28 protein-coding genes are annotated in these 25,390 nt (G+C 74.8%); 23 read left to right on the plus strand and 5 right to left on the minus strand.

Annotation, left to right across the window (positions count from 1 at the left end):
• Positions 1 to 24 precede the first annotated feature (24 nt).
• From ACFWN3_RS12085 to ACFWN3_RS12110, 6 genes are all read left to right on the plus strand, one after another.
• Positions 25 to 1,482 carry an LCP family protein gene (locus ACFWN3_RS12085; RefSeq protein WP_377639905.1) on the plus strand — a complete coding sequence of 486 codons (1,458 nt, stop codon included), beginning with the start codon at positions 25 to 27 and terminating at the stop codon, positions 1,480 to 1,482.
• Positions 1,483 to 1,565: 83 nt separating this feature from the next.
• Positions 1,566 to 1,850 carry a hypothetical protein gene (locus ACFWN3_RS12090; RefSeq protein WP_377639907.1) on the plus strand — a complete coding sequence of 95 codons (285 nt, stop codon included), beginning with the start codon at positions 1,566 to 1,568 and terminating at the stop codon, positions 1,848 to 1,850.
• Positions 1,851 to 1,956: 106 nt separating this feature from the next.
• Complete coding sequence (gene clpB, locus ACFWN3_RS12095) at positions 1,957 to 4,509, plus strand: ATP-dependent chaperone ClpB (protein WP_377639909.1); 2,553 nt, start codon at positions 1,957 to 1,959, stop codon at positions 4,507 to 4,509.
• 94 nt (positions 4,510 to 4,603) lie between these two features.
• Positions 4,604 to 5,290 carry an LppX_LprAFG lipoprotein gene (locus tag ACFWN3_RS12100; RefSeq protein WP_377639911.1) on the plus strand — a complete coding sequence of 229 codons (687 nt, stop codon included), beginning with the start codon at positions 4,604 to 4,606 and terminating at the stop codon, positions 5,288 to 5,290.
• Positions 5,271 to 6,917 carry an MFS transporter gene (locus ACFWN3_RS12105; protein ID WP_377639913.1) on the plus strand — a complete coding sequence of 549 codons (1,647 nt, stop codon included), beginning with the start codon at positions 5,271 to 5,273 and terminating at the stop codon, positions 6,915 to 6,917. Before ACFWN3_RS12100 ends, ACFWN3_RS12105 begins: the two co-directional genes overlap by 20 nt.
• A 10-nt stretch (positions 6,918 to 6,927) precedes the next feature.
• The gene (locus ACFWN3_RS12110) at positions 6,928 to 7,437 is read left to right on the plus strand and encodes a DinB family protein (RefSeq protein ID WP_377639915.1); all 510 of its coding nucleotides are present in this window, start codon (positions 6,928 to 6,930) and stop codon (positions 7,435 to 7,437) included.
• Here the strand turns inward: ACFWN3_RS12110 and ACFWN3_RS12115 are convergent.
• A complete protein-coding gene (locus ACFWN3_RS12115; protein ID WP_377639917.1) occupies positions 7,421 to 7,837 on the minus strand; it encodes a hypothetical protein in 417 nt (138 codons plus the stop codon). The two genes, ACFWN3_RS12110 and ACFWN3_RS12115, sit on opposite strands and share 17 nt — an antisense overlap.
• A 64-nt stretch (positions 7,838 to 7,901) precedes the next feature.
• Entirely contained in the window at positions 7,902 to 8,684 is a 783-nt protein-coding gene (locus ACFWN3_RS12120; protein WP_377639919.1) for an exodeoxyribonuclease III, read from the minus strand.
• Positions 8,685 to 8,792: 108 nt separating this feature from the next.
• Between ACFWN3_RS12120 and ACFWN3_RS12125 the strand changes: the two genes are divergently transcribed.
• The 4 genes from ACFWN3_RS12125 to ACFWN3_RS12140 all read left to right on the plus strand — a co-directional run bounded on the left by ACFWN3_RS12125 (position 8,793) and on the right by ACFWN3_RS12140 (position 11,750).
• The gene (locus tag ACFWN3_RS12125) at positions 8,793 to 9,581 is read left to right on the plus strand and encodes an SDR family NAD(P)-dependent oxidoreductase (protein ID WP_377639921.1); all 789 of its coding nucleotides are present in this window, start codon (positions 8,793 to 8,795) and stop codon (positions 9,579 to 9,581) included.
• A gap of 190 nt (positions 9,582 to 9,771) precedes the next feature.
• On the plus strand, positions 9,772 to 10,260 hold the full coding sequence (locus tag ACFWN3_RS12130; RefSeq protein ID WP_377639923.1) for a hypothetical protein: 489 nt from the start codon (positions 9,772 to 9,774) through the stop codon (positions 10,258 to 10,260).
• Positions 10,261 to 10,289: 29 nt separating this feature from the next.
• On the plus strand, positions 10,290 to 10,844 hold the full coding sequence (pyrE, locus tag ACFWN3_RS12135) for an orotate phosphoribosyltransferase (protein ID WP_377639925.1): 555 nt from the start codon (positions 10,290 to 10,292) through the stop codon (positions 10,842 to 10,844).
• Between the two features lie 54 nt (positions 10,845 to 10,898).
• On the plus strand, positions 10,899 to 11,750 hold the full coding sequence (locus ACFWN3_RS12140; RefSeq protein WP_377639927.1) for a LemA family protein: 852 nt from the start codon (positions 10,899 to 10,901) through the stop codon (positions 11,748 to 11,750).
• A gap of 284 nt (positions 11,751 to 12,034) precedes the next feature.
• On the opposite strand, the gene ACFWN3_RS12145 is transcribed toward ACFWN3_RS12140, so the two are convergent.
• Positions 12,035 to 12,616 carry an ArsR/SmtB family transcription factor gene (locus ACFWN3_RS12145; RefSeq protein ID WP_377639929.1) on the minus strand — a complete coding sequence of 194 codons (582 nt, stop codon included), beginning with the start codon at positions 12,614 to 12,616 and terminating at the stop codon, positions 12,035 to 12,037.
• A gap of 51 nt (positions 12,617 to 12,667) precedes the next feature.
• On the opposite strand from ACFWN3_RS12145, the gene ACFWN3_RS12150 reads away from it, so the two are divergent.
• From ACFWN3_RS12150 to ACFWN3_RS12170, 5 genes are read left to right on the plus strand one after another with little or no spacing between them, the layout of a single operon-like run.
• Entirely contained in the window at positions 12,668 to 14,011 is a 1,344-nt protein-coding gene (locus ACFWN3_RS12150) for an MFS transporter (protein ID WP_377639931.1), read from the plus strand.
• Positions 13,984 to 14,850, plus strand: coding sequence for an ABC transporter ATP-binding protein (locus tag ACFWN3_RS12155; protein WP_377639933.1), 867 nt, complete (start codon positions 13,984 to 13,986; stop codon positions 14,848 to 14,850). The genes ACFWN3_RS12150 and ACFWN3_RS12155 overlap by 28 nt, the downstream gene beginning before the upstream one ends.
• Positions 14,847 to 15,644, plus strand: a complete 798-nt coding sequence (locus ACFWN3_RS12160) for an ABC transporter permease (RefSeq protein ID WP_377639935.1) — start codon at positions 14,847 to 14,849, stop codon at positions 15,642 to 15,644. The genes ACFWN3_RS12155 and ACFWN3_RS12160 overlap by 4 nt, the downstream gene beginning before the upstream one ends.
• A 25-nt stretch (positions 15,645 to 15,669) precedes the next feature.
• Positions 15,670 to 16,875: a sensor histidine kinase gene (locus ACFWN3_RS12165; protein WP_377639937.1), complete on the plus strand. Its 1,206-nt coding sequence runs from the start codon at positions 15,670 to 15,672 to the stop codon at positions 16,873 to 16,875.
• Positions 16,872 to 17,504, plus strand: coding sequence for a response regulator (locus ACFWN3_RS12170; protein WP_377639939.1), 633 nt, complete (start codon positions 16,872 to 16,874; stop codon positions 17,502 to 17,504). The genes ACFWN3_RS12165 and ACFWN3_RS12170 overlap by 4 nt, the downstream gene beginning before the upstream one ends.
• Positions 17,505 to 17,511: 7 nt before the next feature.
• Here the strand turns inward: ACFWN3_RS12170 and ACFWN3_RS12175 are convergent, their stop codons facing one another.
• A complete protein-coding gene (locus ACFWN3_RS12175) occupies positions 17,512 to 18,183 on the minus strand; it encodes a DedA family protein (protein WP_377645591.1) in 672 nt (223 codons plus the stop codon).
• Between the two features lie 91 nt (positions 18,184 to 18,274).
• Here ACFWN3_RS12175 and ACFWN3_RS12180 point away from each other — a divergent pair, with 91 nt between their 5' ends.
• The 7 genes from ACFWN3_RS12180 (at position 18,275) to ACFWN3_RS12210 (ending at position 22,826) form a co-directional block, all read left to right on the plus strand.
• Positions 18,275 to 18,934, plus strand: a complete 660-nt coding sequence (locus tag ACFWN3_RS12180; RefSeq protein WP_377639941.1) for a TrmH family RNA methyltransferase — start codon at positions 18,275 to 18,277, stop codon at positions 18,932 to 18,934.
• Between the two features lie 53 nt (positions 18,935 to 18,987).
• A complete protein-coding gene (locus ACFWN3_RS12185) occupies positions 18,988 to 20,040 on the plus strand; it encodes an LLM class flavin-dependent oxidoreductase (protein WP_377639943.1) in 1,053 nt (350 codons plus the stop codon).
• A gap of 98 nt (positions 20,041 to 20,138) precedes the next feature.
• On the plus strand, positions 20,139 to 20,498 hold the full coding sequence (locus tag ACFWN3_RS12190) for a YciI family protein (protein ID WP_377639945.1): 360 nt from the start codon (positions 20,139 to 20,141) through the stop codon (positions 20,496 to 20,498).
• A 1-nt stretch (position 20,499) separates the two neighbouring features.
• The gene (locus ACFWN3_RS12195; RefSeq protein ID WP_377639947.1) at positions 20,500 to 20,859 is read left to right on the plus strand and encodes a YciI family protein; all 360 of its coding nucleotides are present in this window, start codon (positions 20,500 to 20,502) and stop codon (positions 20,857 to 20,859) included.
• Positions 20,856 to 21,227, plus strand: coding sequence for a YciI family protein (locus ACFWN3_RS12200; protein WP_377639949.1), 372 nt, complete (start codon positions 20,856 to 20,858; stop codon positions 21,225 to 21,227). Before ACFWN3_RS12195 ends, ACFWN3_RS12200 begins: the two co-directional genes overlap by 4 nt.
• On the plus strand, positions 21,224 to 21,592 hold the full coding sequence (locus ACFWN3_RS12205; protein ID WP_377639951.1) for a YciI family protein: 369 nt from the start codon (positions 21,224 to 21,226) through the stop codon (positions 21,590 to 21,592). Before ACFWN3_RS12200 ends, ACFWN3_RS12205 begins: the two co-directional genes overlap by 4 nt.
• Positions 21,582 to 22,826 carry an RNA polymerase sigma factor gene (locus tag ACFWN3_RS12210; RefSeq protein ID WP_377639953.1) on the plus strand — a complete coding sequence of 415 codons (1,245 nt, stop codon included), beginning with the start codon at positions 21,582 to 21,584 and terminating at the stop codon, positions 22,824 to 22,826. The genes ACFWN3_RS12205 and ACFWN3_RS12210 overlap by 11 nt, the downstream gene beginning before the upstream one ends.
• Positions 22,827 to 22,834: 8 nt before the next feature.
• On the opposite strand, the gene ACFWN3_RS12215 is transcribed toward ACFWN3_RS12210, so the two are convergent.
• Complete coding sequence (locus ACFWN3_RS12215) at positions 22,835 to 24,163, minus strand: acyltransferase (RefSeq protein ID WP_377639955.1); 1,329 nt, start codon at positions 24,161 to 24,163, stop codon at positions 22,835 to 22,837.
• A 123-nt stretch (positions 24,164 to 24,286) separates the two neighbouring features.
• Between ACFWN3_RS12215 and ACFWN3_RS12220 the strand changes: the two genes are divergently transcribed.
• A complete protein-coding gene (locus ACFWN3_RS12220; protein ID WP_377639957.1) occupies positions 24,287 to 25,135 on the plus strand; it encodes a GNAT family N-acetyltransferase in 849 nt (282 codons plus the stop codon).
• Positions 25,136 to 25,390: the final 255 nt, after the last annotated feature.

The following is a 25,390-nucleotide window of genomic DNA, read 5'->3' on the forward strand; positions in this document are numbered from 1 at the left end:
CGGACGGGAGAGCCCGATCCGCCGATGAGGCGTGCCGCCCGGCGCGAGCCGCCCGGGTCGTACTACGGGCGCGTCGCGCTCGGCACCCTGGTCCCCGGCGCCGGCCTGCTGCGGACCCGCTGGAGGGCGCTCGGCTGGGTGCTCCTCCTCGGGGCCCTCGCCCTCGTCGGCTGGGTCGCCTGGTCCGTGGCCCGTGGCGGCGTGCTGAAGACCGCGCTCGACACGGCCGTCAACACCACCGCGCTGCAGGTCATCGGCGTCGGCGTCGCGGTCGGCGCGGTCGTGTGGATCGGCTCGATCGTGCTCACCGCGCAGCAGGCGTGGCCACGTCGGCGCGAGGGGCGTTGGGCCAGAGGCCTGTTCGCCCTGCTCATGTGTCTCGTCGTGGCCGCGCCGGCGGTCCTCGCGGTGCGCTACTCGGACGTCCAGTCCGACCTCGTCCAGGACGTCTTCTCCGACGGCTTCGGCGAGGGGCACGTCGCGGACCCCGAACAGCCCGACCCCTGGGCCGACATCCCGCGGGTCAACATCGCGCTCCTCGGCTCCGACGCCGGTCGCGACCGCATCGGCGTGCGCACCGACTCGATGATGGTCGCCAGCATCGACACCCGGACCGGCGACGCCCTCCTCATCGGCATCCCGCGCAACCTCGAGAACGTCCCCATCCCCGCGAGCAACCCGTTGAGCCGGCTGTGGCCCAACGGGTACGACTGCGGCGACGCGTGCCTGATGAACGGCATCTGGACCCTGGCCACCGACCACCCCGACCTCTTCCCCGACGACCCCAACCCCGGCCTCACCTCGACGATCGACGTCCTCGGCGAGATCACCGGCCTCGACATCCAGCGCTCCGTCGTCATCGACCTGCGCGGCTTCCGCTCCCTCGTCGACGCGATGGGCGGTGTCGAGGTCAACGTCACCGAGCGGGTGTGCGTCGAGTGCTCCTCGCGCCCCGACGGCGGCATCCGGTGGACGGGTGACCGCGAGGAGTGGATCGAGCCGGGGCTGCAGGAGCTCGACGGCCGCCACGCCCTCTGGTACGCCCGGTCGCGCGCCGGCAGCGACGACTTCAGCCGGATGCGGCGCCAGCGGTGCGTGGCCGGGGCCCTGCTCGAGCAGGCCGACCCGGTGTCGATGTTCGCGCGCTACCCGCAGATCGCCCAGGCGGTGCGCGACAACGTGCGGGTCAGCATCCCGCAGAGCGAGCTCCAGGCGTGGGTCGAGCTCGTCATCAGGATCCAGAAGGGCGACTCGATCCGCTCGCTCCCCGTGACGAGCAAGGTCGTGCGCCCGGCCAGCCCGGACTTCGAGAAGATCCGCGCCCTCGTCGACACGGCCGTCCGGGCGCCGCAGGCGAGCCCGTCGTCCTCGCCGTCGACGTCGCCCTCGTCGAGCCCGTCCCCGTCGGACACCCCCTCGTCGACCGCCTCGCCGAGCATCCCGGCCGACGACTCGGCCGCGCCGATCTCCGCGACCTGCTGACCGGCACGGCGCTGGACCGGCGCCCGGCCGGCGCCCGGCCGGTGGTCCGCCGGGCCGGTGGTCGCGCGTGCGATGCTCGGGGCGTGAGCGAGCACCTGCTGGTCTTCCCCGACAAGGACGTCGCCGACGAGGTCGCGGCCGAGCTCTCCGACGAGGGCTTCACCGAGGTGCGCGTCATCCGCGAGGCGCTGTCGGGCGAGGACGACTCCGAGGACCACGAGTGGGCTGTCTACGTCCGTGAGGAGAACGTCGGCGACGAGTCCGGCCCCGTCGAGGGGGGCCTGCGCGACCGGTTCGAGGCGCTCGTCGCCGATCACGGCGGCTGGTACGACCCCGAGCCGCGCAACCCCCCGGTCGTCGACCCCTGACAGACCCGGCGGGGATCCCCGCCGGGAGCACGGAGTTGAGTGGAATACACTCAACTCTGGACGGGTTGCCCCTGATGAAACCGTCACGTCCCGGAGGAGTCCCTGCATGGAGCTGAAGCCCACGACCCGCGTGGCCGAGGCGCTCGCCGTCGCCCAGCGTGCGGCGCAGAGCGCCGGTCACGCCGAGATCACCCCCTCGCACCTCGCGCTGGCCCTCGCCGAGCAGGAGAACACGACCACGCCCGCCCTGCTCACCGCGGCCGGCACGAGCGCCGAGGGCGTCGCCTCGGCTGCCCGCGGGGTCCTCGCAGGCCTGCCGCGCAGCAGCGGGTCGACCGTCGCGACCCCGGGTCTGGGGCAGGCGGCGCTCGCCGTCCTCCAGCACGCCTCGACCCTCATGGCCGCCCGTGGCGACACCCACCTGTCCACCGACGTGCTCCTCCTCGCGCTGCTCGAGAAGGGGGCGGTCCAGGGCGACGCGACGGGCCTGGAGGCCGAGCTCGACCGCCTGCGCGGCGGTGCGACCGTCACGAGCGAGGACCCGCAGGAGGCGGGGGAGGCGCTGCAGAAGTACGGCACCGACCTCACCGAGATGGCACGAGACGGCCGGCTCGACCCCGTCATCGGGCGCGACTCCGAGATCCGCCGGGTCGTGCAGGTCCTCAGCCGGCGCACGAAGAACAACCCCGTCCTCATCGGCGAGCCCGGCGTCGGCAAGACCGCCGTCGTCGAGGGGCTGGCCCAGCGCATCGTCGACGGCGACGTCCCCGAGTCGCTGCGCGGCAAGCGGCTCATCGCCCTCGACCTCGGCGCGATGGTCGCCGGGGCGAAGTACCGCGGCGAGTTCGAGGAGCGCCTCAAGGCCGTCCTCGAGGAGATCAAGGCCTCCGACGGCCAGGTCGTCACCTTCATCGACGAGCTGCACACCGTCGTCGGTGCGGGCGCCACCGGCGAGTCGGCGATGGACGCGAGCAACATGCTCAAGCCGATGCTCGCCCGGGGCGAGCTGCGCCTCGTCGGCGCCACGACGCTCGACGAGTTCCGCGAGCACGTCGAGAAGGACCCGGCCCTCGAGCGCCGCTTCCAGCAGGTCTACGTCGGCGAGCCCTCGGTCGAGGACACCATCGCCATCCTGCGCGGCCTCAAGGAGCGCTACGAGGCGCACCACAAGGTCGAGATCGAGGACTCGGCGCTCGTCGCCGCGGCCTCGCTGTCCGACCGGTACATCAGCGGGCGCCAGCTCCCGGACAAGGCGATCGACCTCGTCGACGAGGCGGCGTCGCGGCTGCGGATGGAGATCGACTCCAGCCCGGTCGAGATCGACGTCCTCCGCCGGGCCGTCGACCGCCTCCGGATGGAGGAGCTGCACCTGGCGAAGGAGACCGACGACGCGTCGGTCGAGCGCCTCGAGCGGCTGCGCGCCGACCTCGCCGACAAGACCGAGGAGCTCTCCTCCCTCACGGCTCGCTGGGAAGCGGAGAAGTCCGGCCTCAACCGGCTCGGTGAGCTCAAGGCCCGCCTCGACGACCTGCGCACCCGCGCCGAGCGCCTCCAGCGCGAGGGCGACTACGAGGGCGCGTCGCGCGTCCTCTACGGCGAGATCCCCGCGCTCGAGAAGGACGTCGAGGAGGCCCAGCAGGCCGAGTCCGAGATCGACACCAGCGACCTCATGGTCAAGGAGCGGGTCGGTGCCGACGACATCGCCGAGGTCATCTCCGCGTGGACCGGCATCCCCGCCGGGCGGCTGCTCCAGGGCGAGACCGAGAAGCTGCTCTCGATGGAGTCGATCATCGGCGCGCGCCTCATCGGCCAGGCCGACGCGGTCCGCGCGGTGTCCGACGCCGTGCGGCGCTCGCGGGCCGGCATCGCCGACCCCGACCGGCCCACGGGGTCCTTCCTCTTCCTCGGGCCGACCGGCGTCGGCAAGACCGAGCTGGCGAAGTCGCTCGCCGACTTCCTCTTCGACGACGAGCGCGCCATGGTGCGCATCGACATGTCCGAGTACTCCGAGCGGCACGCCGTCGCCCGCCTCATCGGGGCGCCGCCCGGCTACGTCGGGTACGAGGAGGGCGGCCAGCTCACCGAGGCCGTGCGCCGCCGCCCGTACTCGGTCGTGCTCCTCGACGAGGTCGAGAAGGCGCACCCCGAGACCTTCGACATCCTGCTCCAGGTCCTCGACGACGGGCGGCTCACCGACGGGCAGGGGCGCACGGTCGACTTCCGCAACGTCATCCTCGTCATGACCTCGAACCTCGGCTCCCAGTACCTCGTCGACCCGACGATGGAGCCCGGCGACCAGCGCGAGGCCGTCATGGCCACGGTGCGCCAGGCCTTCAAGCCCGAGTTCCTCAACCGGCTCGACGAGGTCGTCGTCTTCGACGCCCTGACGACGGGTGAGCTGAGCCGGATCGTCGACCTCCAGGTGCGGGCCCTCGCGACGCGGCTGCGCGACCGCCGGGTCACCCTCGAGGTCACCGACCCCGCGAAAGCCTGGCTGGCCGAGCAGGGCTACGACCCGGCGTACGGCGCCCGTCCGCTGCGCCGGCTCGTCCAGCGCGAGATCGGCGACCGGCTGGCCCGGGCGTTGCTCGCGGGCGACGTCCGCGACGGCGACACGGTCACGGTCGACCTCGGCGAGGCCGGCCTCACCCTCACCTGACCGCCCCGCCCCCCGCCCTTCCCACCGGAAGCCGTCTCGTGGGAGGGGCGGGTCTCCGGTGGGAAGCACGCGGGCGCGGGTTAGCCTGACCGGCATGCGCCGTCGCTCCGCCCTCGCCGTCGCCGGCCTGGCCCTCGTGCTCGCCGGCTGCTCGGGCGCGGAGGAGGCCCCGACGACGTCGCCGGCCGAGCGGCTCGCCGCGGCCAAGGCCGCCTTCGACGCCGCCGGGACCGTCGCCCTCGACCTCACGAGCCGCGACGTGCCACCCCGCGAGAACGGCGTCACCGCGGCGAAGGGATCCGGCGTCATCGACGCGACCGAGCCGAAGTTCCAGGGCACCATCACCGGCACCATCGAGGGCGTCGCGGGCACCGTCGACCTCATCTGCATCGGCGAGACGGCGTACATGAAGTTCTTCACCCCCGGCTACGTGGAGACCGACCTCGCCACGCTCGACGCGCCGAACCCGGCCCTGTTCTTCGACCCGGTCAAGGGCATCTCCTCGCTCCTCACCGAGGCCACCGCCACCACGGACGCGGGGCAGACCCGCGCCGGCCGCGAGGTCCTCGACAAGGTCGACGGCACCCTCGCCGGCCAGCGCGTCGAGGACCTGTTCCACCTCGGCGACGGCACCGGCACCTTCACGGTCTCCTTCGGGCTCACGGCGCAGGGCCAGCTGCGCACGGCCTCGCTCAAGGGCCCGTTCTTCCCCGGGACGACGGCGACCTACGTCCTCACGCTCAGCGACTACGGGAAGCCTGTTGAGGTCACCCGCCCCTAGGGCCCTCCTCGCGACCGCCGCGGTCGCCGTCTCGCTCGCCGCCGCCGACACCTACGTCGTCGTCCTCGCCCTCACCGACATGATGCGCGGCGTCGGGGTCGGCATCGACTCCCTCCAGCGGGCTACCCCGATCATCTCCGGCTTCCTCCTCGGGTACGTCGCGGTCCTGCCGCTCATCGGGCGCCTCGCCGACCTCGTCGACCGGCAGAAGGTGCTCCTCGGCTGCCTCGCGGTGTTCGTCGTCGGGTCGGTGCTCACCGCGCTCGCGGTCGAGCTGCCGGTGCTCGTCGCCGGCCGCGTCGTCCAGGGCGTCGGAGGAGGCGGGCTCGTCCCGGCGACCCTCGCGATCGTCGCGCAGCTCTGGCCCGCCGACCGCCGAGGGGTCCCGCTCGGGGTCGTCGGCGCGGTGCAGGAGCTCGGCTCGGTCCTCGGGCCCGTCCTCGGCGCGCTCGTCCTCGTCGTCGCCGACTGGCGGGCGATCTTCTGGCTCAACGCGGTCCTCGGGGTGGTCCTCGCGGCGGCCGTCGTCGTCACCGGAGGAGGCGGCCTGGGGCGTCCGCGGGTCGTGCCGGTCGTCCTCGGCGCCGTGACCGCGGCCGTGCTCGGGCTGGCCCTCACCGCTCCCGACGCCCTCGTCACGAGCGTGTCGCTCGGGCTGCCCTTCGTGCCGTTCGGCGGTGCGACCTCCCGGCTCGCGACGCCCATCGGCCTCGTGGGGCTCGGGCTCCTCGTCGTCACCCTCGTCGTCGCCGGCCGCGGTGGCTGGGCGCTGCTGCGCCGGGCCGACCTCCTCGGCGCCGTCCTCGTCGGCGGGGCGCTCGGCTGCGTGGTCCTGACCTTCGCCGCGGCCGAGCCCGAGCGCGAGGTCGTCGGCCCGCTCGGGTACGCCCTGCTCCCGGTCGCCGCCCTCCTCGTCGTGGCCTACGTGGCGCACCACCGCAGGTCGGCCTCACCCCTCGTCCCGCGCGGACTGGTCCGCGGCCGCCTCGTCGGGGCCCTCGTCGTGTCCGTGCTCGTCGGTGTCGCCCTGGTCGCCGTCGTCGTCGACGTCCCGCTCCTCGCCCGCCTCGTCCACACCTCGAGCCAGACCGAGGCCGCGCTCGTCCTCGTCCGCTTCCTCGTCGCCGTCCCGGTCGGGGCGCTCGCCGGTGGCTGGGCGCTGCGGGTGACCGGGCCCGGCGTCGTCGCGGGAACGGGGCTGGCCCTGGCCGCGATCGGGCTCGCCGTGATGACGACGTGGGGCCGCGGCTCGCTCGAGGACGTCGCCTCGACCCTCGTCCTCGCCCTCACCGGCCTCGGCATCGGGCTGGCCCTGGCGCCGGTCAACGACGCCGCGCTGGCGGAGGCGTCGGTCGAGTCGCACGGCACGGCATCGGCGCTCGTCGTCGTCGCCCGGATGGTGGGGATGGTCGTCGGCGTCGCCCTGCTGACCGCGATCGGCCTCCATCAGTACTACGCCGAGGTCGGTGGGCTGGTCGACCCCACCGACACCGAGGCCCTGCGCGACGCCGCGGTGCTCCAGGTGGCGTGGGTCTTCCGCGGGGCCGCGATCGCCGCCGGGCTCGGCGCCCTCGCCTCGCTCACCCTCGGGGTCCGGCGCCGCGAGCGCCCCGTCACCGCGGAGTAGCGTCACGCCCATGGCGACGTCGGCAGAGCTGGTCCGGGACACCTTCTCGCGGGTGAGGGAGACCGTCGGCTCGGTGCTCGACGAGACACCCGAGGACCGCCTCGCCGACCCACCGGCGCCCGGGGCCAACACCGTCGCCTGGCTCACCTGGCACCTGACGCGGATCCTCGACGACCACACCGCGCGGGCCTTCGACCGCGAGCAGGTGTGGACCGCCGGCGGCTGGTACGACCGCTTCGGCCTGCCCTTCGCGCCCGACGACCACGGCTACGGGCATACGTACGACGATGTCCTCGCCGTCCGGGTCGCCGCCGCCGACCTGCGTGGCTACCACGACGCCGTCCAGGACGCCGTGGGCGCGATGCTCGACGGCCTGCCGGACGACGAGCTCGACCGCGTCGTCGACGACAGCTGGGACCCGCCGGTCACCCTCGCGGTCCGCCTCGTCAGCGTCGTCAACGACATCACCCAGCACGCCGGGCAGGCGGCCTACGCGGCGGGCATCATCGCTCGCGCCTGACGACGGGGGCCGCGCCCTGCCCGTCGGGGCCGACGGGCACCGGCAGCGGGGCGACCCCGGTGAGCCGACGCCGGTAGTGGACGTGGCCGGCGTAGCCCTCGAGGGCGTCCCAGAGGGCCCGGTGGGCGGCCCACGGCAGCGGCTCCTCGCCGTGGCGCCACGACGACCCGAACGACACCCACACCGGGACCCAGTGCTCGGCGTCGTCCCACTCACCCCGCCGGGCGAGCAGGGTCCGGCGGCGGTACTGGAACGCCTGCCGCGGGCCGTCCTCGCAGATCGGGGCCGTCGCCATCGGCCAGACGCGCAGGTCGAGGTGCATGAGGGCCACCTCGAGCTCGGCCAGCACCGCGGGCTCGACGAGGACCGTGGCCACGGTCTCGTGGGGTCGGCGCGTCATCCCGGCACGGTAACCCCGGGGTGTGACGCTCCGGAAGCCCCCGGACGGTGGCCGGGGCCGCCGGTCAGGCGTCGAGCTGGACCAGGACCGGCGCGTGGTCGCTCGCTCCGGTGCCCTTGCGCTCCTCGCGGTCGATGACCGCGCCGGCGACCCGCGCCGCGAACGACGGTGAGCCGAGGACGAAGTCGATCCTCATCCCGCGCTTCTTCTGGAAGGCCAGGCGCTGGTAGTCCCAGTACGTGAAGGTGCCCGGCTCGGTGTGCGGGCGCACGACGTCGACGAAGCCGGCGTCGAGGAAGGCGTTGAACGCCGCGCGCTCGGGCGGTGAGACGTGGCTCTTGTCGAGGTAGTACTCCATCGACCACACGTCCTCGTCCTGCGGTGCGATGTTCCAGTCGCCGCACAGCGCGACGGGCGTGCCGTCGGCGGCCCACTCGACGGCACGGTCGCGCAGCTGCCGCAGCCAGGCGAGCTTGTAGGCCATGTGTGGGTCGTCGAGGGCGCGGCCGTTGGGGACGTAGACCGACCACAGCCGGACCCCGCCGCACGTCGCCCCGATGGAGCGCGCCTCGGACACGACCGGCTCGCCCCAGCCCGGGTCGCCCGCGAAGCCGGCCTGGACGTCGTCGAGGCCGACGCGCGAGAGGACCGCGACCCCGTTCCACTGGTTCAGGCCGTGGTGCGCGACCTCGTAGCCGAGCGCCCGGAGCCGGTCGAAGGGAAACTGCGCGTCGGTGGCCTTGGTCTCCTGCATGAGGAGGACGTCGACGTCGGAGCGCTGGAGCCAGGCCTCGACGCGGTCGATGCGGGAGCGGATCGAGTTGACGTTCCAGGTGGCGATGCGCACCGGCCCACCCTAACGAGGACCCCTGACGCCGGGAGGCGCCGGTGGTGCACGCACATGGTGGTGGGGGCACCCACGACGGGCCCGGGCGACCGCCCTACAGTTCCCGGCGTGGGCACCGCACTCGTCACCGGCGCATCGGCCGGCATCGGCCGTGCGTTCGCCGAACGACTCGCGCGCGAGGGCACCGACCTCGTCCTCGTCGCCCGCGACCGGGCCCGCCTCGAGGAGCTCGCGGCCGGGCTGCGGGACCGGCACGGCGTCGCCGTCGAGGTGCTCGTGGCCGACCTCTCCGACCGCGAGGCCACCGGCCGGGTGTGCACCCGCCTCGCCGACGACGTGCGCCCGGTCGACCTCCTCGTCAACAACGCCGGCATGGGGCAGCGGGAGTCCTTCCTCGACAACGACGTGCGGGCCGAGGAGGCCGCCCTCGACGTCATGGTCCGGGCCGTCCTCCTCACCTGCCACGCGGCCGGACGGGCGATGCGCGCGCGGGGGAGCGGCGCCATCCTCAACGTCTCGTCGGTCGCGTCGTTCATCTCGAACGGGACCTATTCGGCCGAGAAGTCGTTCGTCACCGTCTTCTCCGAGGCCCTCGCGAGCGAGCTCGCGGGGACCGGGGTCACGGTGACGGCACTGTGCCCCGGGTTCACCCGCACCGAGTTCCACGAGCGGGCCCGGATGGAGGTCTCCGCCCTGCCGGCGTCGTGGTGGCTCGACGCCGACGACGTCGTGGCGCAGGCGCTCCAGGACGTCGCGAGCGGCAAGGTCGTCTCGGTGCCGGGCGCCCAGTGGAAGCTCATCACGACGGCGATCCGGGCGACCCCGCGACCGTTGCGTCGCGGCGGCGCCGTGCGCGCCCTCAACCGCTACCGCAGGCGGGGTGTGCGGCACGGCTGAGCGGCGCCGGCACCGACCCCGGGGCGCGCATGTATCAGCGGCCGGGTGGGCGGCTCCTCATCCTCGACGCACCGGGTCGACGTGGCCCGGACGTGAGCGGCCGGTCGAGCACCGGCCCACCGGACGAGGGCTCGGTGCGCAGGGGCGCCGAGCCCTCGTCCGGGCGTCCCGGGCGACCTACCATCGGGGGATGGACCCGGGTGTGGAGTCCGAGGTGGTCCGCGAGTACCGCCACCTCCTGCGCACCGGCTCGGCCGACTGGCAGGAGACGGCGCACCGGCACGCCCTCCTGGCCCTCGGGCCCGCGGTCCGGGGCCGCCTCCTCGCCGAGCTGCGCCGCCTCCTCCTCACCGGCACGCGGCTGCGGCCCGAGGACGTCCACGCCGTCTCCCGGCTCCTCGTGCTGGCCGAGCGGCGCCGACCGCGCACCCTCATCGACGGGCTCCCGAGCGACCTCCTCGAGGTGCTCGCGGCCGCTGTCGTCGCGAGTCCGGCCGGGTCGCTGCTCGGCGCGGGCATCGACGTCTGGGACGGGTCCGAGCCCCCCGACCCCGCGGAGCCCGCGCCCGATCCCGACCTCCACCAGCGCTGGCACGCGCAGTGGGCCACACCCGGGTCCGAGGGCGCGGCGGGCGCCTTCATCGCGGCGCCGCCACCGCCCCGGCGGACCGGTCGGTGACGCCGGCGGTCGCGCCGTACGGTAGGAGCGTGACCGACATCGCCGCCGACCGTGCCCGCCTCCTCGACATCGTCCGCGACAGGGCCGTCGTCCACGGCCGCGTCACCCTCTCGTCCGGGGCGGAGGCCGACTACTACGTCGACCTGCGGCGGATCACCCTCGACGGCGAGGCCAGTCCCCTCGTCGGCCGGGTCATGCTCGACCTCGTGGGGGACCTCGACTTCGACGCCGTCGGCGGCCTGACCCTCGGTGCCGACCCCGTGGCGACCTCGATGCTGCACGCGCGGGCGGCGGCGGGGGGACGCCTCGACGCGTTCGTCGTCCGCAAGGCCGGCAAGGCGCACGGGCTCCAGCAGCGGATCGAGGGGCCGTCGATCGCCGGCCGCCGGGTGCTCGTCGTCGAGGACACCTCGACCACCGGCGCCTCGCCGCTCGACGCCGCCCAGGCCGCGCAGGACGCCGGGGCGACGGTCGTCGCGGTGGCCACGATCGCCGACCGCGCGACCGGCGCGGCCGAGAAGTTCGCCGCCGCCGGGCTGGAGTACCGGCACGTCTACTCGCTCGAGGACCTCGGCCTGGCCTGACCGGCCCACTAGGCTCGCCGCACCAGGCCCGACGGGCCCGACCCAGGAGGTGCCATGACCATCGCGATCATCGTCGTCGTCGTCCTGCTCGTGCTCGTCGTCGGCTGGGCGGTCGTCACGTACAACGGGCTCATCAAGCTGCGCAACCTCGTGCAGGAGGCCTGGCGCCAGATCGACGTCGAGCTGACCCGGCGCCACGACCTCATCGGGAACCTCGTCGAGACGGTCAAGGGCTACGCGGCGCACGAGCGGGGCACGCTCGAGGACGTCATCCAGGCGCGCGCGGCCGCGATGGCGCCCGGGCAGTCCCCCGCGCAGCAGGCCGAGAGCGAGAACTTCCTCAGCCAGGCGCTCGGGCGGCTCATCGCCGTCGCCGAGGCCTACCCCGACCTCAAGGCCAATGAGAACTTCATGGCCCTGCAGGCCGAGCTGACCTCGACCGAGGACAGGATCGCGTCGTCGCGCCGGTACTACAACGCGACGGTCCGCGACCTCAACACCAAGGTCGAGACGGTGCCCTCGAACATCATCGCGGGGCTGTTCTCCATCGGCCGCGCCGAGTACTTCGAGGCGGTCGGCGAGCAGCGCGAGGCCCCGAAGGTCGACTTCGGCCAGCGCGACGCCGTCATCCCGCCGCCGAGCGGGTACGCGGGTGGCACCGCCCCCGGCACCCCCGGGGGGTCGGCCGGCCCGGCGACCACCGCGGGAGGCCCGGGCGCGACCCCGGCCTCGCCCGAGGGCACTGGTGCCGCTCCGGGCGCGACGTCCGGCTCGCCCAGTGGCCCTGGTGCCGCTCCGGGCGCGACCTCAGCCACGCCCGAGGGCCCTGGTGCCGCTCCGGGCGCAACATCCACCCCGCCCGCTGCGCCCGGCTCCACGCCCCCGCCGCCCCCGGTCCAGCAGTAGCCCCGCCGCCCCGCTCCAGCAGTGGCCCGGACCCACAGGGTCCCGCCAGAACTGCTCAACCCGCTGGATCGATCGATCCAGCGGGTTGAGCAGTTCTCGGGGGGTACCTGGGTGCTGCGAGTGTGCCGCGGGTGCGGGGGTTCGAGGTATTCGGACGGTGTCGCATGCCGGGCGAACACCTCGACCCGGATGACGTGGCGCGCGTCCGGGTCGCCGCGTGACCGTCGCTCGTGGTCAGGTCGCCGCGCGTCCGGGGGTCGGGGCCGGGTCGTCGTCGCTCGCGGTCAGGTGGTCGGGGGAGCGGGGGTGTCGTCGGCGGGCAGGATCATCGCGTAGACGTTCCAGGAGCGCGCGCCCTCGGGGTGGTCGCGGCTCGTTCGCCCGCGGTGGGTGCGCATCAGCTCGTGGAGGCTGGCGCGCAGCTCGCGCTCCTCGTCGTCGGTGAGCCAGAGCCTCCCGCGCGAGGTCATCCCGTGGTTCCCGCCGTCGGCGACGGCGCGCGTCATCCGGTCGAGGTCGCCCTCGAGGTCGGCGAACCACGTGTGGATCGACACCCGGCTGCGCTCGAGCCCCGCACCGCGGTGCGCCTCGGGAGTGATGGCGATGGAGTCGGCGGTCGCCCGCCACGGGCGCTCGCGGCCGTCGGCGCTCTCGTCGCGCTCGACGATGCCCCACTTCTCGAGTGCTCGCAGGTGGTAGCTCATCGCCGACGGCGTGAGGCCGCAGAGCCGGGCCGCCTCGGTCGCGGTCAGCACCTCGCCCGAGAAGAGCTCGGTGAGGACGCGCTGGCGGGCCGGATGGGCCAGCGCCCGCAGCGCCCGGGGGTCGGTGATCCGCAGCTCGGCGGGAGGGTCGGGCGCGGCCATGGCGCCGATGCTAGTTGACGGCGACCGATCTGAAGCGTTACCTTCACAAATGTGAAACGACTACTTCACGTCTATGGAGACGTCCTGCGGGTGCGCCCGGTGCGCACCGTCGTCGCCGCCTCGGCGGCCGCCACCCTCGGCGACGCGGCCGTCATGGTCGCCCTCGTCCTCCGGGTCCACGCGAGCGGCACCGGCCCGTGGGCCGTCTCGCTGCTCCTCCTGTGCTTCGCCCTCCCGGTCGTCGCGACGATGGGGCTCGCGGGCGCCGTCGCCGACCGGCTCGACCGCCGCCGCGTCCTCGTCGTCACCGGCCTGGTCCAGGCGGCCGCGGTCGCCGGGCTCGTCCTCGTCAACGGGCTCGCCGCCACCTGCGCCCTCGTCCTCGTCCTCCAGACCGGCTTCGCCCTCGGCCAGCCGAGCTGGCAGTCGGTGGTCCCGACCCTCGTGCCGGAGGGCGAGGCGGGCCGGGTCATCGCGCTCCAGCACGGCCTGCGCGGCGTCGCCGGACCCGCCGGAGCCGGTCTGGGCGGCCTCCTCGCGCAGTGGGGCGGACCGTCGAGCGCCCTGACGCCGGCCCTGGTCGCCTTCGTCCTCCTGGCCGTCGCCGCGCGCACGCTGCCGCCCAGCCCCGCCGCACCGCCCAGCCCCGCCGCACCGCCCAGCCCGGCCGCGGCGCCCAGCACCCCCGCCCCGCCCCGCCCCACCCGCATCGGCGGCTGGCTCGCCACCCTCCTCCCGCGCGACGGAGTCGCCGCACTGCGCGCCGACCCGGGCGTCGGCGTCCTCGTCCTCGTCCTGCTGCCCCTCGTCGTCACGCTGGAGTCGGTCAACGTCGTCGAGGTCTTCCTCCTGCGCGACGTCCTCGGCGCCAGCTCCGCGCAGTACGGGCTGTCCGAGGCGGTCGCAGGGACCGCCGCCGTCCTCGGCGCCGTCGCGGCCGGGCTGATCGCCACGCGGGTGGCCCGCACCCGCGCCGTCCTCGGGTCGGTGACGGCCATCGCCGCGGGCCAGCTCCTCCAGGGGCTCGCCCCCTCCTACCTCGCCTACGTCCTCCTCGCGGCCGGCCTGGGGGGCCTGCTCGGCGTGCTCAACGCCGGCATCATGGCCCTGCTCGTCGACGAGCTCGACCCCACCCGCCGCGGGTCGGTGTTCGCCCTCGTCGGCGGGCTGTCGCGGGCCGGCACCGCGTTCGCCCTCCTCCTCGGCGGCTCCGTCGGCACCCTCGCCGGGCCCCGCACGGCCTACCTCGTCGCCGGGGCCGCCGGCCTCCTCGTCGCTGTCCTCGCCTTCGCCGTCCACCGGTCGGTGGACGGCAGGTCCACCGCGCGGGCCTCGCGCGACGCCGTCGCCCCCGCCACGCTGGAGGCATGGACGCGATCACCATCAGGGGACTGAGGAAGAGCTACGCCGGGCGGGCCGCCGTCGACGGGCTCGACCTCGACATCAGCACCGGCGAGGTCTTCGCCCTCCTCGGGCCCAACGGGGCCGGCAAGACGACGACCGTCGAGATCCTCGAGGGCTTCCGCCACCGCGACGAGGGCGAGGTCGCCGTCCTCGGCACCGACCCGCACGGCGCGAACCTGGCCTGGCGCAACCGGATCGGCATCGTCCTCCAGTCGTCCGGCGGACTGGACCTCCTCACCCCCCGCGAGGCGATCGCGAGCACCGCGCGCTCGTACTCCGACCCGCGCGACGTCGACGACGTCATCGCGGCCGTCGGGCTGGAGGCCAAGGCCGACACCCGCGTCGTCGGGCTCAGCGGGGGCCAGCGCCGCCGCCTCGACGTCGCGCTCGGCATCGTCGGGCGCCCCGAGCTGCTCTTCCTCGACGAGCCGACGACCGGCTTCGACCCCCAGGCCCGCCGCGACTTCTGGGAGCTCATCCGCTCCCTCGCCGGCGAGGGCACGACGATCCTGCTCACGACGCACTACCTCGACGAGGCCGAGGCGCTCGCCGACCGGGTGGGCGTCGTCGCCGCCGGCCGGCTCCTCGCCCTCGACACCCCCGCCGCCCTCGGCGGACGCGGTGCCGAGCAGGCCACCGTCGCGTGGGACGAGGACGGGTCCCGCCGCACGCTGCGCACCGACACCCCGACGGCGGAGGTCGCCGCCCTGGCGACCCGCTTCCCCGGAGAGGTCCCGGGGCTCACCGTCACCCGTCCCTCCCTCGAGGACACCTACCTGTCCCTCATCGCCCCGCACCTCGCCGACGAGACCGTGGAGGTCCCCGCGTGAGCACGCTCGCCCTCGGGCTCGACCGCACCGTCCTCGAGCTGAAGATGTATGGCCGCGAGAAGGAGGCCGTCTTCTTCTCCTTCCTCCTGCCGATCCTGCTCCTCGCCCTCTTCTCGACGATCTTCGGCGGCCAGTTCGGCGAGGGCGACGGCACCATGACGGCGGGCCGCTTCTTCCTCCCGGGCATGGTCGCCGCCGGCGTGCTCCTCACGAGCTTCCAGACGATGGCGATGTCGGTCGCCACCGAGCGCGACGACGGCACCCTCAAGCGGCTGCGCGCCACCCCGATGCCGCCCCTGGCCTACTTCCTCGGCAAGGTCGGGCTCGTCGCCGTGTCGAGCCTGCTCCAGGTGGTGCTCCTCCTCCTCGTCGCGCGGGTCGCCTACGGGGTCGAGCTGCCGTCGAGCGGGACGGCCTGGGGACGGTTCGCCTCGGTCTTCGTCCTCGGGGTCCTCGCCGGCACGGCGCTCGGGATCGCCTACTCCTCGCTCGCCTCGGCGCGCTCGGTCGGCGCGGTCGTCATCGGCCCGATCCTCGTGCTGCAGTTCATCTCCGGCGTCTACATCGCCTTCGACGACATCCCCGAGTGGCTCCAGCAGGTCGCGGCCGTGTTCCCCCTCAAGTGGATCGCCCAGGGCATGCGCTCGGCGTTCTACCCCGACGACCTCGGCGCCCTCGAGATGGCGGGGTCCTGGGAGACGGGCCGCACCCTCCTGGTCCTCGCGGCCTGGGCGGTCGTCGGCCTCGTCCTGTGCGTCACGACCTTCAAGTGGTTCAAGCGCGGCACCACGTGAGCACCAGCGGGCGATGATGGGCGGCGTGACGACGACGGACGCCTCCTCGCGGGAGCAGTTCTCCGCGATGTGGCGCCGCCAGCAGCCGGCGTGGCACGGGGCGATGGGCTTCGTGTGGCTGGCCGCGGTCGTCGTGACCCTCGTCGAGGACCCGGGTCCCGACGGCCGCACCCCGTCGCTCCTCCTCCTCGGCGCCATGGCGCTGGCGTACGTCGTCCTCGGGGTCCGGGCCATGGCCCACGAGGACGTCCGGTACGCGGTCGGCTACCACGTCGTCGCGTGGGGGGCGCTGCTCACGATCCAGTGGGTCGACCCGGGGACGCAGTCGTGGCTCCTCTTCTTCGCGCTCTTCCCGCAGCTCTGGGCGATGATGCCGTCGCGGTGGGCGACGGTCGCCACCTTCGTCGTCGTCATCGCCTTCTCCCTCGTGCGGTGGGCCCAGCTCGACTTCGACCCCGCCAACGCCACCGAGGTCCTCATCTCGGCCACCATCTCGACGGGGCTGTCCCTCTCGCTCGGCCTGTTCATCAACCGGATCATCGGTGAGGCCGAGAGCCGTGCCGAGACGATCGACGAGCTGCGGGCGGCCCAGCAGCGGCTCGCCGCCGCCGAGCGCGACCGGGGGGTCCACGAGGAGCGCGAGCGCCTGTCCCGCGAGATCCACGACACCCTCGCCCAGGGCTTCACCTCGGTCGTCGCCCTGTCGCGGGCCGTCGACGCGGCACTGGCCCGCGGCGACGTCGCGGCCGCGCGCGAGCGCCTGTCGCTCATCGAGGCCACGGCGTCCGACAACCTCGAGGAGGCGCGGCTCATCGTGGCCGAGCTCACCCCCGGTCACCTCCAGTCCCGCACCCTCACCGAGGCGCTCGAGCGGCTCGGGGTGGCGGTGAGCAGCGAGAACGGGCTGCGCGCCGACGTCCGCGTCGAGGGCGACCCGGTGCCCCTCGGCGGCACGGCGGAGGTCGTCATCCTGCGCACGGCCCAGGAGGCCCTGTCGAACGTGCGCCGCCACGCGTCGGCCGCCCACGTCGGCCTGACCCTGGCCTACGCCGACCCCGACCGCGTCGTCCTCGAGGTGAGCGACGACGGTCGCGGGTTCGACACCGGCGCCCCCCGCACCGGGTTCGGCCTCGACGGCGTCCACGCCAGGGCCGCCGAGGTCGGGGGCCGCGTGCGCCTGCGCAGCGAGCCCGGGGCCGGGACGACCCTGCGCCTCGAGGTGCCCCGGTGATCCGCCTGCTCGTCGTCGACGACCACCCCGTCGTGCGCGCGGGCATGGTCGCGGTGCTCGGCGAGGAGGCCGACTTCGAGGTCGTCGGCGAGGCGTCGAACGGCGCGGAGGCGCTCGCCCTCGTGCCGCGCCTCGCCCCGGACGTCGTCCTCATGGACCTGCGGATGCCGGTCATGGACGGGCCGGAGGCGACCGCCCGGATCACCGCGGAGCCGGACGGGCCCCAGGTGCTCGTCCTCACCACCTACGACACCGACGCCGACATCGTCCGGGCCGTCGAGGCCGGGGCGCGCGGCTACCTCCTCAAGGACACCCCCACCGCGCTGCTGGCCGACGCGATCCGCCGCGCCGCCCGCGGGGAGACCGTCCTCGCACCGCCGGTCGCGGCCCGTCTCGCCGACCGGCTCCGGGCCCCGTCGCGGCCCGACGTGACGGCTCGCGAGCTCGACGTCCTGCGGCTCGTCGCGCGAGGGCTCTCCAACGCCGACATCGGGCGCGAGCTGTTCATCGGCGAGGCGACGGTCAAGACGCACCTGATCCGGGCCTTCGCCAAGCTCGGCGTCACCGACCGCACGGCCGCGGTCACCGCGGCCTACGCGGCCGGCCTCATCGACCTCCAGCGCGACTGACGCGCGGTCAGTCGCGGTCGCGCAGGTCGTCGACGGCGTCGTCGATCTCCTCGATCGCCGTCCTCGTCGCCGACCGGTGCCGGACGAACTCGACGACCATGGGCAGCACCGAGACCGCGACGATGACGAGCGCGGCGACCTCGAGGTTGTCCTTGATGAGCGAGACCCCGCCGAGGAAGTAGCCGAGGAGGGTGACGCCCGAGGCCCAGAGCACCGCGCCGACACCGCTCCACACGAAGAAGTGGCGCCGGTCCATGCGGCTGACGCCCGCGACGACGGTGATGAAGGTGCGCACGATCGGCACGAAGCGGCCGAGGACGAGGGCCTTGGCCCCGTGCTTGTCGAAGAACGCGTGGGTCTGCTCGAAGTGCTTCTTCTTGATGAAGCGCCCGTCGCGCTCGTAGAGCGGGGCGCCGATCGCGCGGCCGATCTCGTAGCCCGTGACGTTGCCGAGGAAGGCGGCCAGGCTCAGCACGACGCACGCCACGACGATGTTGACGTCCACGTCGCCACCGGCGATGAACAACCCGACCGCGAACAGCAGCGAGTCGCCGGGGAGGATCGGGAACAGCAGCCCGCACTCGATGAAGACGATGGCCACGCTGACCCAGAAGAACTGGGTCCCGAAGCGGTCGAGGAGGAACTGGGGGTCCATCCAGTCGGGACCGAGGGAGTGCATCACGTCCGCAAGGCTAGGGGTTGTGCCCGTGCGGCTCCGCATCGTGAGCCTGGTGCCGCCTGTGGAAGGCTCGCGCCATGGTGACGCCGTCGTGAACGCCGACGAGTCCGGCGAGGTCGGCCCGCGCGACGTCGGGGCCGGGCCGTGGGTGGGGGAGTGGCCGGCCGGCGACCACTGGGACCCCGAGCTGCTGCGCGACGGGGACCGCCGCAACGTCGCCGACCGCTACCGGTACTGGCGGATGGAGGCCGTCGTCGCCGACCTCGACACCCGCCGGCACCCCTTCCATGTGGCGATCGAGAACTGGGGCCACGACTTCAACATCGGCTCGGTCGTGCGGACCGCCAACGCGTTCAACGCCGCCGCCTTCCACGTCGTGGGCCGGCGGCGCTGGAACCGACGGGGGGCGATGGTCACCGACCGCTACCAGCACGAGCAGCACCACCCCACGGCCGCGGACCTCGCCTCCTGGGCCGCGACCGCGGCTGCCGACGGCGCACGCCTGCCGCTCGTGGGCATCGACAACGTGCCGGGGTCGGTCGGCCTCGAGACCCACGACCTGCCGCGCGAGTGCGTGCTCGTCCTCGGCCAGGAGGGACCGGGCCTCACCCCCGAGATGCTCGCGGTGTGCGACGTCGTCCTCCACGTGGAGCAGTTCGGCTCGACCCGCTCGATGAACGCCGGCGCCGCCGCCGCGGTCGCGATGCACGCCTGGGTGCGGCGGCACGTCTTCGACCAGCGACCGACCTGACCCGGAATAGGCCCGGCCTCCCGGCCGCTGGCAGTGGGGTGACCTCCCCCGCCGTGCCGACCACGCCCGCCCTGTCCGTCCTCGACCTCGTCCCGGTCCGCTCCGACCAGAGCAGCGGTGACGCCGTCGCCGCCAGCCTGTCGCTGGCCCGCGTCGCCGACGAGCACGGCTACCGGCGGTACTGGCTGGCTGAGCACCACAACATGCCCGCGGTCGCCGCGACGAACCCGCCCGTCCTCGCGGCGATGGTCGCCGCCGCCACCGAGCGCATCCGGGTCGGGTCGGGCGGCGTCATGCTGCCCAACCACGCGCCCCTCGTCGTGGCCGAGCAGTTCGCCCTGCTCGAGGCGGCCTTCCCCGGCCGGGTCGACCTCGGCATCGGCCGCGCCCCCGGCACCGACCCGGTCACCTCGTGGGCCCTGCGCAGCGGGGCCGGCGGCGTCGACGCCGACGCCGTCGACCGCTTCCCCGACCACGTCGACGCCGTGCTCGCGATGATGTCGCCCGACGGCGCGGCCCTGCGCCTCGCCACCGGCGACCACGTCCTGCGGGCGACCCCACGGGCGACCTCCGCCCCGACGATCTGGCTCCTCGGCTCGTCCGACTACTCGGCGCGGCTGGCCGCATCGCGTGGGCTGCCCTACGTCTTCGCCCACCACTTCTCGGGCCGGGGGACCGCGGAGGCGCTCGCGCTCTACCGCTCGCAGTACCGGGCCTCCGCGGAGCACCCCGAGCCGCGCACCCTCCTCACGGTCAACGCGGTCGTCGCGCCGACCGACGAGGAGGCGCAGCGCCTCGTGCTGCCGAACCTGCGGTCGATGGTCGCGCTGCGCACCGGGCAGCCGCTGACGCCGGCGCAGCTCGTCGAGGACGTCGAGGCGACGCCGCTCGCACCCGCGCACCAGGGCCTCGCCGACGAGATGCTCCGGCGGTGGGTCGTCGGCACCCCGGCACGGGCCGCCGAGGAGGTCCGCGCCCTCGCGGCCGAGCACGCCGTCGACGAGGTGATGGTGAGCCCGGTCGCCGGGGCGTTCACCGGCACCCCGGCGAACCGCTCGCCCGCCCGCGAGGAGACCCTGCGGCTCCTCGCCGACGCCCTGACCTGAGTCGGGGAGGAATCTGCGGTAGACCTGTCGAATCCGTCGTCCGCCGACCGTCGTCGGGGTGAGGTCGCGCCCGCGGCCCGTGACCGAAGGGGCCGACCATGACCACCTACGCCATCCTCCTGCCGGGGGACGAGGACCACTGGGGCACGGCCGACGCCGCCGAGCGCGCCAGGGTCTACGGCGAGCACGAGCGCTTCTCGGCCGCCCTGGCCGAGCGCGGCCACCGGGTCGTCGGCGGGGCCGAGCTGGCCCACTCACGCGAGGCCCGCACCGTGCGGCCGGGCCCCGACGGGCCCGTCGTCTCGGACGGGCCGTACGCCGAGACGACCGAGCAGCTGACGGGGTTCTACCTCGTGGAGTCCGAGGACCTCGACGACCTCCTCGAGGTCTGCGGCATCCTCGCGGCGATCGGCGACTCCCTCGAGGTCCGCGCCTTCGCGACCGGGACGGGGGCCTGACATGGCCGAGTACGTCGTCCTCATCACCGGTGACCCCGACCGCTGGTGGACGAGCATGACCGACGAGCAGCGAGCGGCCGGGTACGCCGAGTTCGGCCGCTTCGACGAGGAGCTCGCCCGGCGCGGGCACGAGGTGACCGGTGGCGCCGAGCTCCACGGGACGGCCGGTGCGCGCTCGATCCCCGCGGGCGGCGGCCCCGTCACCGACGGTCCGTTCGCCGAGGTCAGCGAGCAGGTCGGGGGCTTCTACCAGGTCCGGACCGACGACCTCGACGACCTCCTCGAGTGCTGCCAGATCATCGCAGCCCTCGGCGACGGCGTGCAGGTGCGCCGCGTCGTGGCACCGGAGGAGCGCCCGTGAGCCGCCACCTGCTGCTCCTGCCCGCGCCGGAGGCGGAGTGGGCCCGCCTGCCCCCGGAGCAGCACGAGAAGGGGATGCGCTCGCACGAGGAGTTCCACCGGGCCCTCGAGGCCGGGGGCCACCGGATCGTCACCACCGCCCCGCTCACCCCGTCGGCGCAGGCCGTCTCGATGCGCCCCGACGGCGAGGGCGGCGTCCTCGTCTCCGACGGCCCGTTCACCGAGTCGGTGGAGCAGGTCGTGGGGTTCTACCTCGTCGACACCGACGACCGCGACGACCTCCTGCGCGTCACCCGGGAGTTCGCGGGTCGCGGCGAGCTCATCGAGTTCCGCGACGTCGAGCCCGGCCACGACGGGGGCGCACCGTGAGGTACGTCGTCCTCATCGCCGTCGACCCGGGCGCCTGGGAGCGGGCGAGCGAGGCGGAGCGGGCGGGGTACGTCGACGCCCACGACGCGTTCGAGCGCGCCGTCGCGGCCCGCGGCAGGAAGATCTCCGGGGCGCCGCTCGCCTCGGCCGACACGGCGACGACGCTGCGCCACGTCGGCGGCCGGCTCGCGGTGACCGACGGCCCGTTCGTCGAGCTCGTCGAGCAGGTCGCGGGGTTCTACCTCGTCGACCTGCCCGACCTCGACGCCGCGGTCGCGGCCTGCGCGCTCCTGCCGCGGGCCTACACCGTCGAGATCCGCCCCACCGTCGAGATCGAGGGCCACGAGCCGCCCCGTGACCTCTGACGAGGTCCTCGCGGCCACCGTGCGCGAGGAGTGGGGGCGCCTGCTGTCCCTGCTCCTCGCGCAGTTCCGCCGGCTCGACCTCGTCGAGGACGCCCTCGGCGACGCCGTCGAGGCCGCGGCGCGGCGGTGGCCGCGCGACGGGACCCCCGACCGGCCGGGTGCCTGGCTGATGACGACCGCCCGCCGCCGGGTCGTCGACCGCCTCCGCGCGGAGGCCGTCGCCCTGCGCCGCTCGCCGCTCCTCGTCGTCGAGGCCCGCACGGCGGGACCGGCGCCGATGGCCGACCCCGGCGACCTCGTCGAGGACGAGCGGCTGCGGCTCGTCCTCATGTGCTGCCACCCGGCGCTGGCCCCCGAGGTCGCGAGCGCCCTCGCGCTGCGCCTCGTCGTCGGCGTCACCACCGCCGACATCGCCCGGCTCTTCCTCGTGCCCGAGCCGACCGTCGCCGCCCGGATCACCCGCGGGAAGAAGAAGGTCGTCGCAGCCGGGATCCCGTTCGCGGTCCCCGACGCCGCGGTGCTGCCGGAGCGGCTCGAGACGGTGGCCCAGACGGCGTACCTCGCCTTCACCGCCGGCTACGCGCCGGGGTCCGGGCCCGACCTCCTGCGCGCCGAGCTGGCGGGGGAGGCCGTGCAGCTCGTGCGGGTCACCCTCGCGCAGTGCCCGGGGGCCGTCGTCCTCGAGGCCCTGCTCGCCCTGCTGCTCCTCCAGCACTCCCGCCGCGACGCACGGGTCGGGCCCGACGGGCGGCTCGTCCTCCTGCCCGACCAGGACCGCACCCGCTGGCACCGCGACGAGGTCGCCGAGGCGCTCGCGATCCTCGCCACCGTCCCGCCCGACGCGTCGCCCCTCGTCGAGAGCTACCGCCTCCAGGCCCTCGTCGCCGCCGAGCACGCCACCGCCCGCACCGCCGCGGACACGCGGTGGGACCGGGTCGTCGAGGCCTACGAGGCGCTCGTGCGGGTCAACCCCTCACCGGCGGCGCGGCTCGCGGGGGCCGTGGCCCTCGCCGAGCGCGACGGGCCGGCGGCCGGGCTCGCGGCCCTCGACGGCCTCGACGCGCTCCTGCCGGGGAGCCACCGGGTCGCGGCCGTGCGCGGCGAGCTGCTCGCCCGCCTGGGGCGGACGGAGGCCGCCGCGGCCGCCCTCGACGTCGCGATCGCGCGGTGCGCCAACGAGGTCGAACGAGACCACCTCCGGCGCCGCCGTGACGGCCTGGCCGACCCGGGCTGACCCGGCGCTCAGCGCCCGGCCGGCTCCGAGGCCGAGGTCGGGGCCGCGGCCGCGCCCGGCGGCGTCCAGCGCAGGAGGGCGACCGCCCCGACGACGAGGAGCGGCCACCACCAGTGGACGCCGTCGGCGCCGACGATCCCCTGGCCCGCCATCGAGCCCAGGCCGCCGCACGCGAGGAGGGCGACGCCCACGGGGAGCCACACGGGCACGGCGGCGGTGTCGAGCGGCCGGGCGGTCTCGAACCGCCCGAGCAGGGCGACGAGGCCGATCGTCACGGTGGCGAGCACGGCCCACCAGGCCGGCCGCCCGGCCCACCAGGCGCCCGAGAGCGGCTCGGCGCCGAGGCCGAACCCCCCGGCGAGGAGCGAGAGCCCGATGGCGCCCACCATTGCCGTGAGGTGCCAGAGGTAGACGGTCATGATCCGGGCGTTGACGAGGACCGTGGCGCGCCACGGCCGCTCGCGGGCCAGCCAGCGCGCCAGCAGCGGCTCGAGGGCGAGGACGACCCCCGCCTGGAGCAGGCCGAGGAAGCCGAGCGTCACGCGCGTGGGGTAGGAGTTGTTCACGACGGCGTCGTCGAGCCCGATCATCGACACGGGGTAGGGCCCGAACCGGACGAGGGCCACGGTGCCGGCGAGCCCGATCACGGCCAGGCCCAGCCGGCGGCCCGTGCCGCCGAGCCGGCCGTCGAGCCACGCGTAGCCGAGCTGGTGGACCGTGGCCCACACGAACACGTAGTTGGCGAACCCGACGGCGACCGAGTCCGAGCCGATGCTCACGAGGTCGACGAGACCACCGGCGACCAGCCCCGCGACGACCGACGCCCAGCCCCAGCGCTCCCAGAGCCACAGGGTCGCGGGGGCGATGGCGCACACGACGACGTAGGCCGCGAGGAACCACGTGGGGACGAGGGCGACCTGCGAGGCGGTGCGCAACGTGGGCGCCGGGACCCCCGCGGCGCCGGCCACGGAGACGACGACGAGCCAGGTGAGCAGGAGCGGGACGACGGGCACGAGGAGGCGCCGCAGCCGGCCGCGCAGCCACACCGCGTACGTCGTCCCCCGTCCGCGGGCGCCGCGCCAGGACAGCGCGTTGGAGTAGCCGCCGACGAGGAAGAACACCGGCATGACCTGGAAGACCCAGGTGAGCGGGTGGGTCCACGACGCGAGGTCGAGGAGGTGCCCCGGGACGAGCTCGCCGCGGCGCACGGTGACGGCGGCGAGGAGCCAGTGCCCGAGGACGACGACGAGGATGGCGGCGGCGCGCAGGAGGTCGACGACCCGGTTGCGGGTGGTCGGGGTGGCGGCCGCGAGGTCGCGGACGGTGGCGAGGTCCATGGGGACAGCGTGACGGCACGGGCGCCCGCGCGGCGTGAGTACGCGTACCCGACCCGCGCGGCGGGGGAGGAGGGGGCCGGAAACCCGGGTGCGGTGCGCGGCGCCGCGGTGTGGGATGACCCCGTGACGACGACGCCCCCGGCCTCCGCCCACCCCGCCCTGTCCGCGCCGGCGCAGCGGCTGCGCGACCTCTTCACGGCCGAGGTCCGCCTGCGCGACCGCGACGCCGCCCCGGGGTTCGTCGTCGAGCACGACGGCCCCGTCCACCGCACCTACCCGGCCGACCCGGCCGCCGCCGGGGCGATGGTCGAGAACCCCGAGGGCCTCGGCGACGACCCCGCGCACTGGGTGGCCCGGCAGGCGGAGTTCTTCCGCGGGCGCGGGCAGCGGGTCGAGTGGAAGACGTACTCGTACGACGAGCCCGCCGGGCTCCCGGCCCTCCTCGGGGCCGCCGGCTTCGTCCCCGAGGACGACGAGGTGCTGCTCCTCGGCCGCTGCGAGGACCTCGTCCACGACGTCACGCTGCCCGACGGGGTCCGGCTGCGCGACATCGCGTCCGACGACGACTGGGAACGCGTCCGGGTGCTGTGCGACGAGGTCTGGGGCCGCGAGACCTCGTGGGTCAACGACAGCCTGCGGGCCGAGCAGCGCGAGCGGCCCGACCTCATGACCGCGACGGTGGTCGAGGAGGTCGACACCGGCCGTGTCGTCTCCTACGCCGTCCTGCGCCTCACCGACGACACCTCCTTCTGCGGGCTGTGGGGTGGCTCGACGCTGCGCGAGTGGCGGCGGCGCGGCCTCTACCGTGCCCTCGTCAGCCACCGCGCCGCCCTGGCCCTCGAGCGCGGCCACCCCCACGCCCGCGTCGACACCTCACCCGACTCGCGCCCGATCCTCCTCGGGCTCGGGATGCACGCCGTCAGCGGGACCCGGCCCCACGTCCTCGACCCGCATGCCACCGACGCGCGCTGACGTCCGGAACGGGCCTGCGCCGCACGGCCGGTGACCACTTGGTGACAGGGACCCGGTCGGCCACCGGATCGCTCTTCCCCCGGGTCGGCAGCCGGGCTAGCGTTCACTCGTCCGACGGCCAGGGGATGGCCCGAGGGCGACCGGGATCGTGCTCGTCATCCCGATGACACCGCGCGACCGTTTCGTCTCAGTCCTGCTTGCAGGGGGCGGGACTGACGACCCGACGGGGTGGCACCGCAGCGCGGTGCCACCCCG

It is taken from the genome of Oryzobacter terrae, from assembly GCF_042756445.1.
GTDB classification, from domain to species: domain Bacteria; phylum Actinomycetota; class Actinomycetes; order Actinomycetales; family Dermatophilaceae; genus Oryzobacter; species Oryzobacter terrae.

What these genes read in the sequence shown, in the direction of transcription:
- ACFWN3_RS12085 (WP_377639905.1), top strand. Translation starts at nt 25, where the DNA reads ATGAGGCGTGCCGCCCGGCGCGAGCCGCCCGGGTCGTACTACGGGCGC.
- clpB (WP_377639909.1), top strand. Translation starts at nt 1,957, where the DNA reads ATGGAGCTGAAGCCCACGACCCGCGTGGCCGAGGCGCTCGCCGTCGCC.
- ACFWN3_RS12100 (WP_377639911.1), top strand. Translation starts at nt 4,604, where the DNA reads ATGCGCCGTCGCTCCGCCCTCGCCGTCGCCGGCCTGGCCCTCGTGCTC.
- ACFWN3_RS12110 (WP_377639915.1), top strand. Translation starts at nt 6,928, where the DNA reads ATGGCGACGTCGGCAGAGCTGGTCCGGGACACCTTCTCGCGGGTGAGG.
- ACFWN3_RS12115 (WP_377639917.1), bottom strand. Translation starts at nt 7,837, where the DNA reads ATGACGCGCCGACCCCACGAGACCGTGGCCACGGTCCTCGTCGAGCCC.
- ACFWN3_RS12130 (WP_377639923.1), top strand. Translation starts at nt 9,772, where the DNA reads ATGGACCCGGGTGTGGAGTCCGAGGTGGTCCGCGAGTACCGCCACCTC.
- ACFWN3_RS12140 (WP_377639927.1), top strand. Translation starts at nt 10,899, where the DNA reads ATGACCATCGCGATCATCGTCGTCGTCGTCCTGCTCGTGCTCGTCGTC.
- ACFWN3_RS12145 (WP_377639929.1), bottom strand. Translation starts at nt 12,616, where the DNA reads ATGGCCGCGCCCGACCCTCCCGCCGAGCTGCGGATCACCGACCCCCGG.
- ACFWN3_RS12155 (WP_377639933.1), top strand. Translation starts at nt 13,984, where the DNA reads ATGGACGCGATCACCATCAGGGGACTGAGGAAGAGCTACGCCGGGCGG.
- ACFWN3_RS12175 (WP_377645591.1), bottom strand. Translation starts at nt 18,183, where the DNA reads ATGCACTCCCTCGGTCCCGACTGGATGGACCCCCAGTTCCTCCTCGAC.
- ACFWN3_RS12190 (WP_377639945.1), top strand. Translation starts at nt 20,139, where the DNA reads ATGACCACCTACGCCATCCTCCTGCCGGGGGACGAGGACCACTGGGGC.
- ACFWN3_RS12195 (WP_377639947.1), top strand. Translation starts at nt 20,500, where the DNA reads ATGGCCGAGTACGTCGTCCTCATCACCGGTGACCCCGACCGCTGGTGG.
- ACFWN3_RS12215 (WP_377639955.1), bottom strand. Translation starts at nt 24,163, where the DNA reads ATGGACCTCGCCACCGTCCGCGACCTCGCGGCCGCCACCCCGACCACC.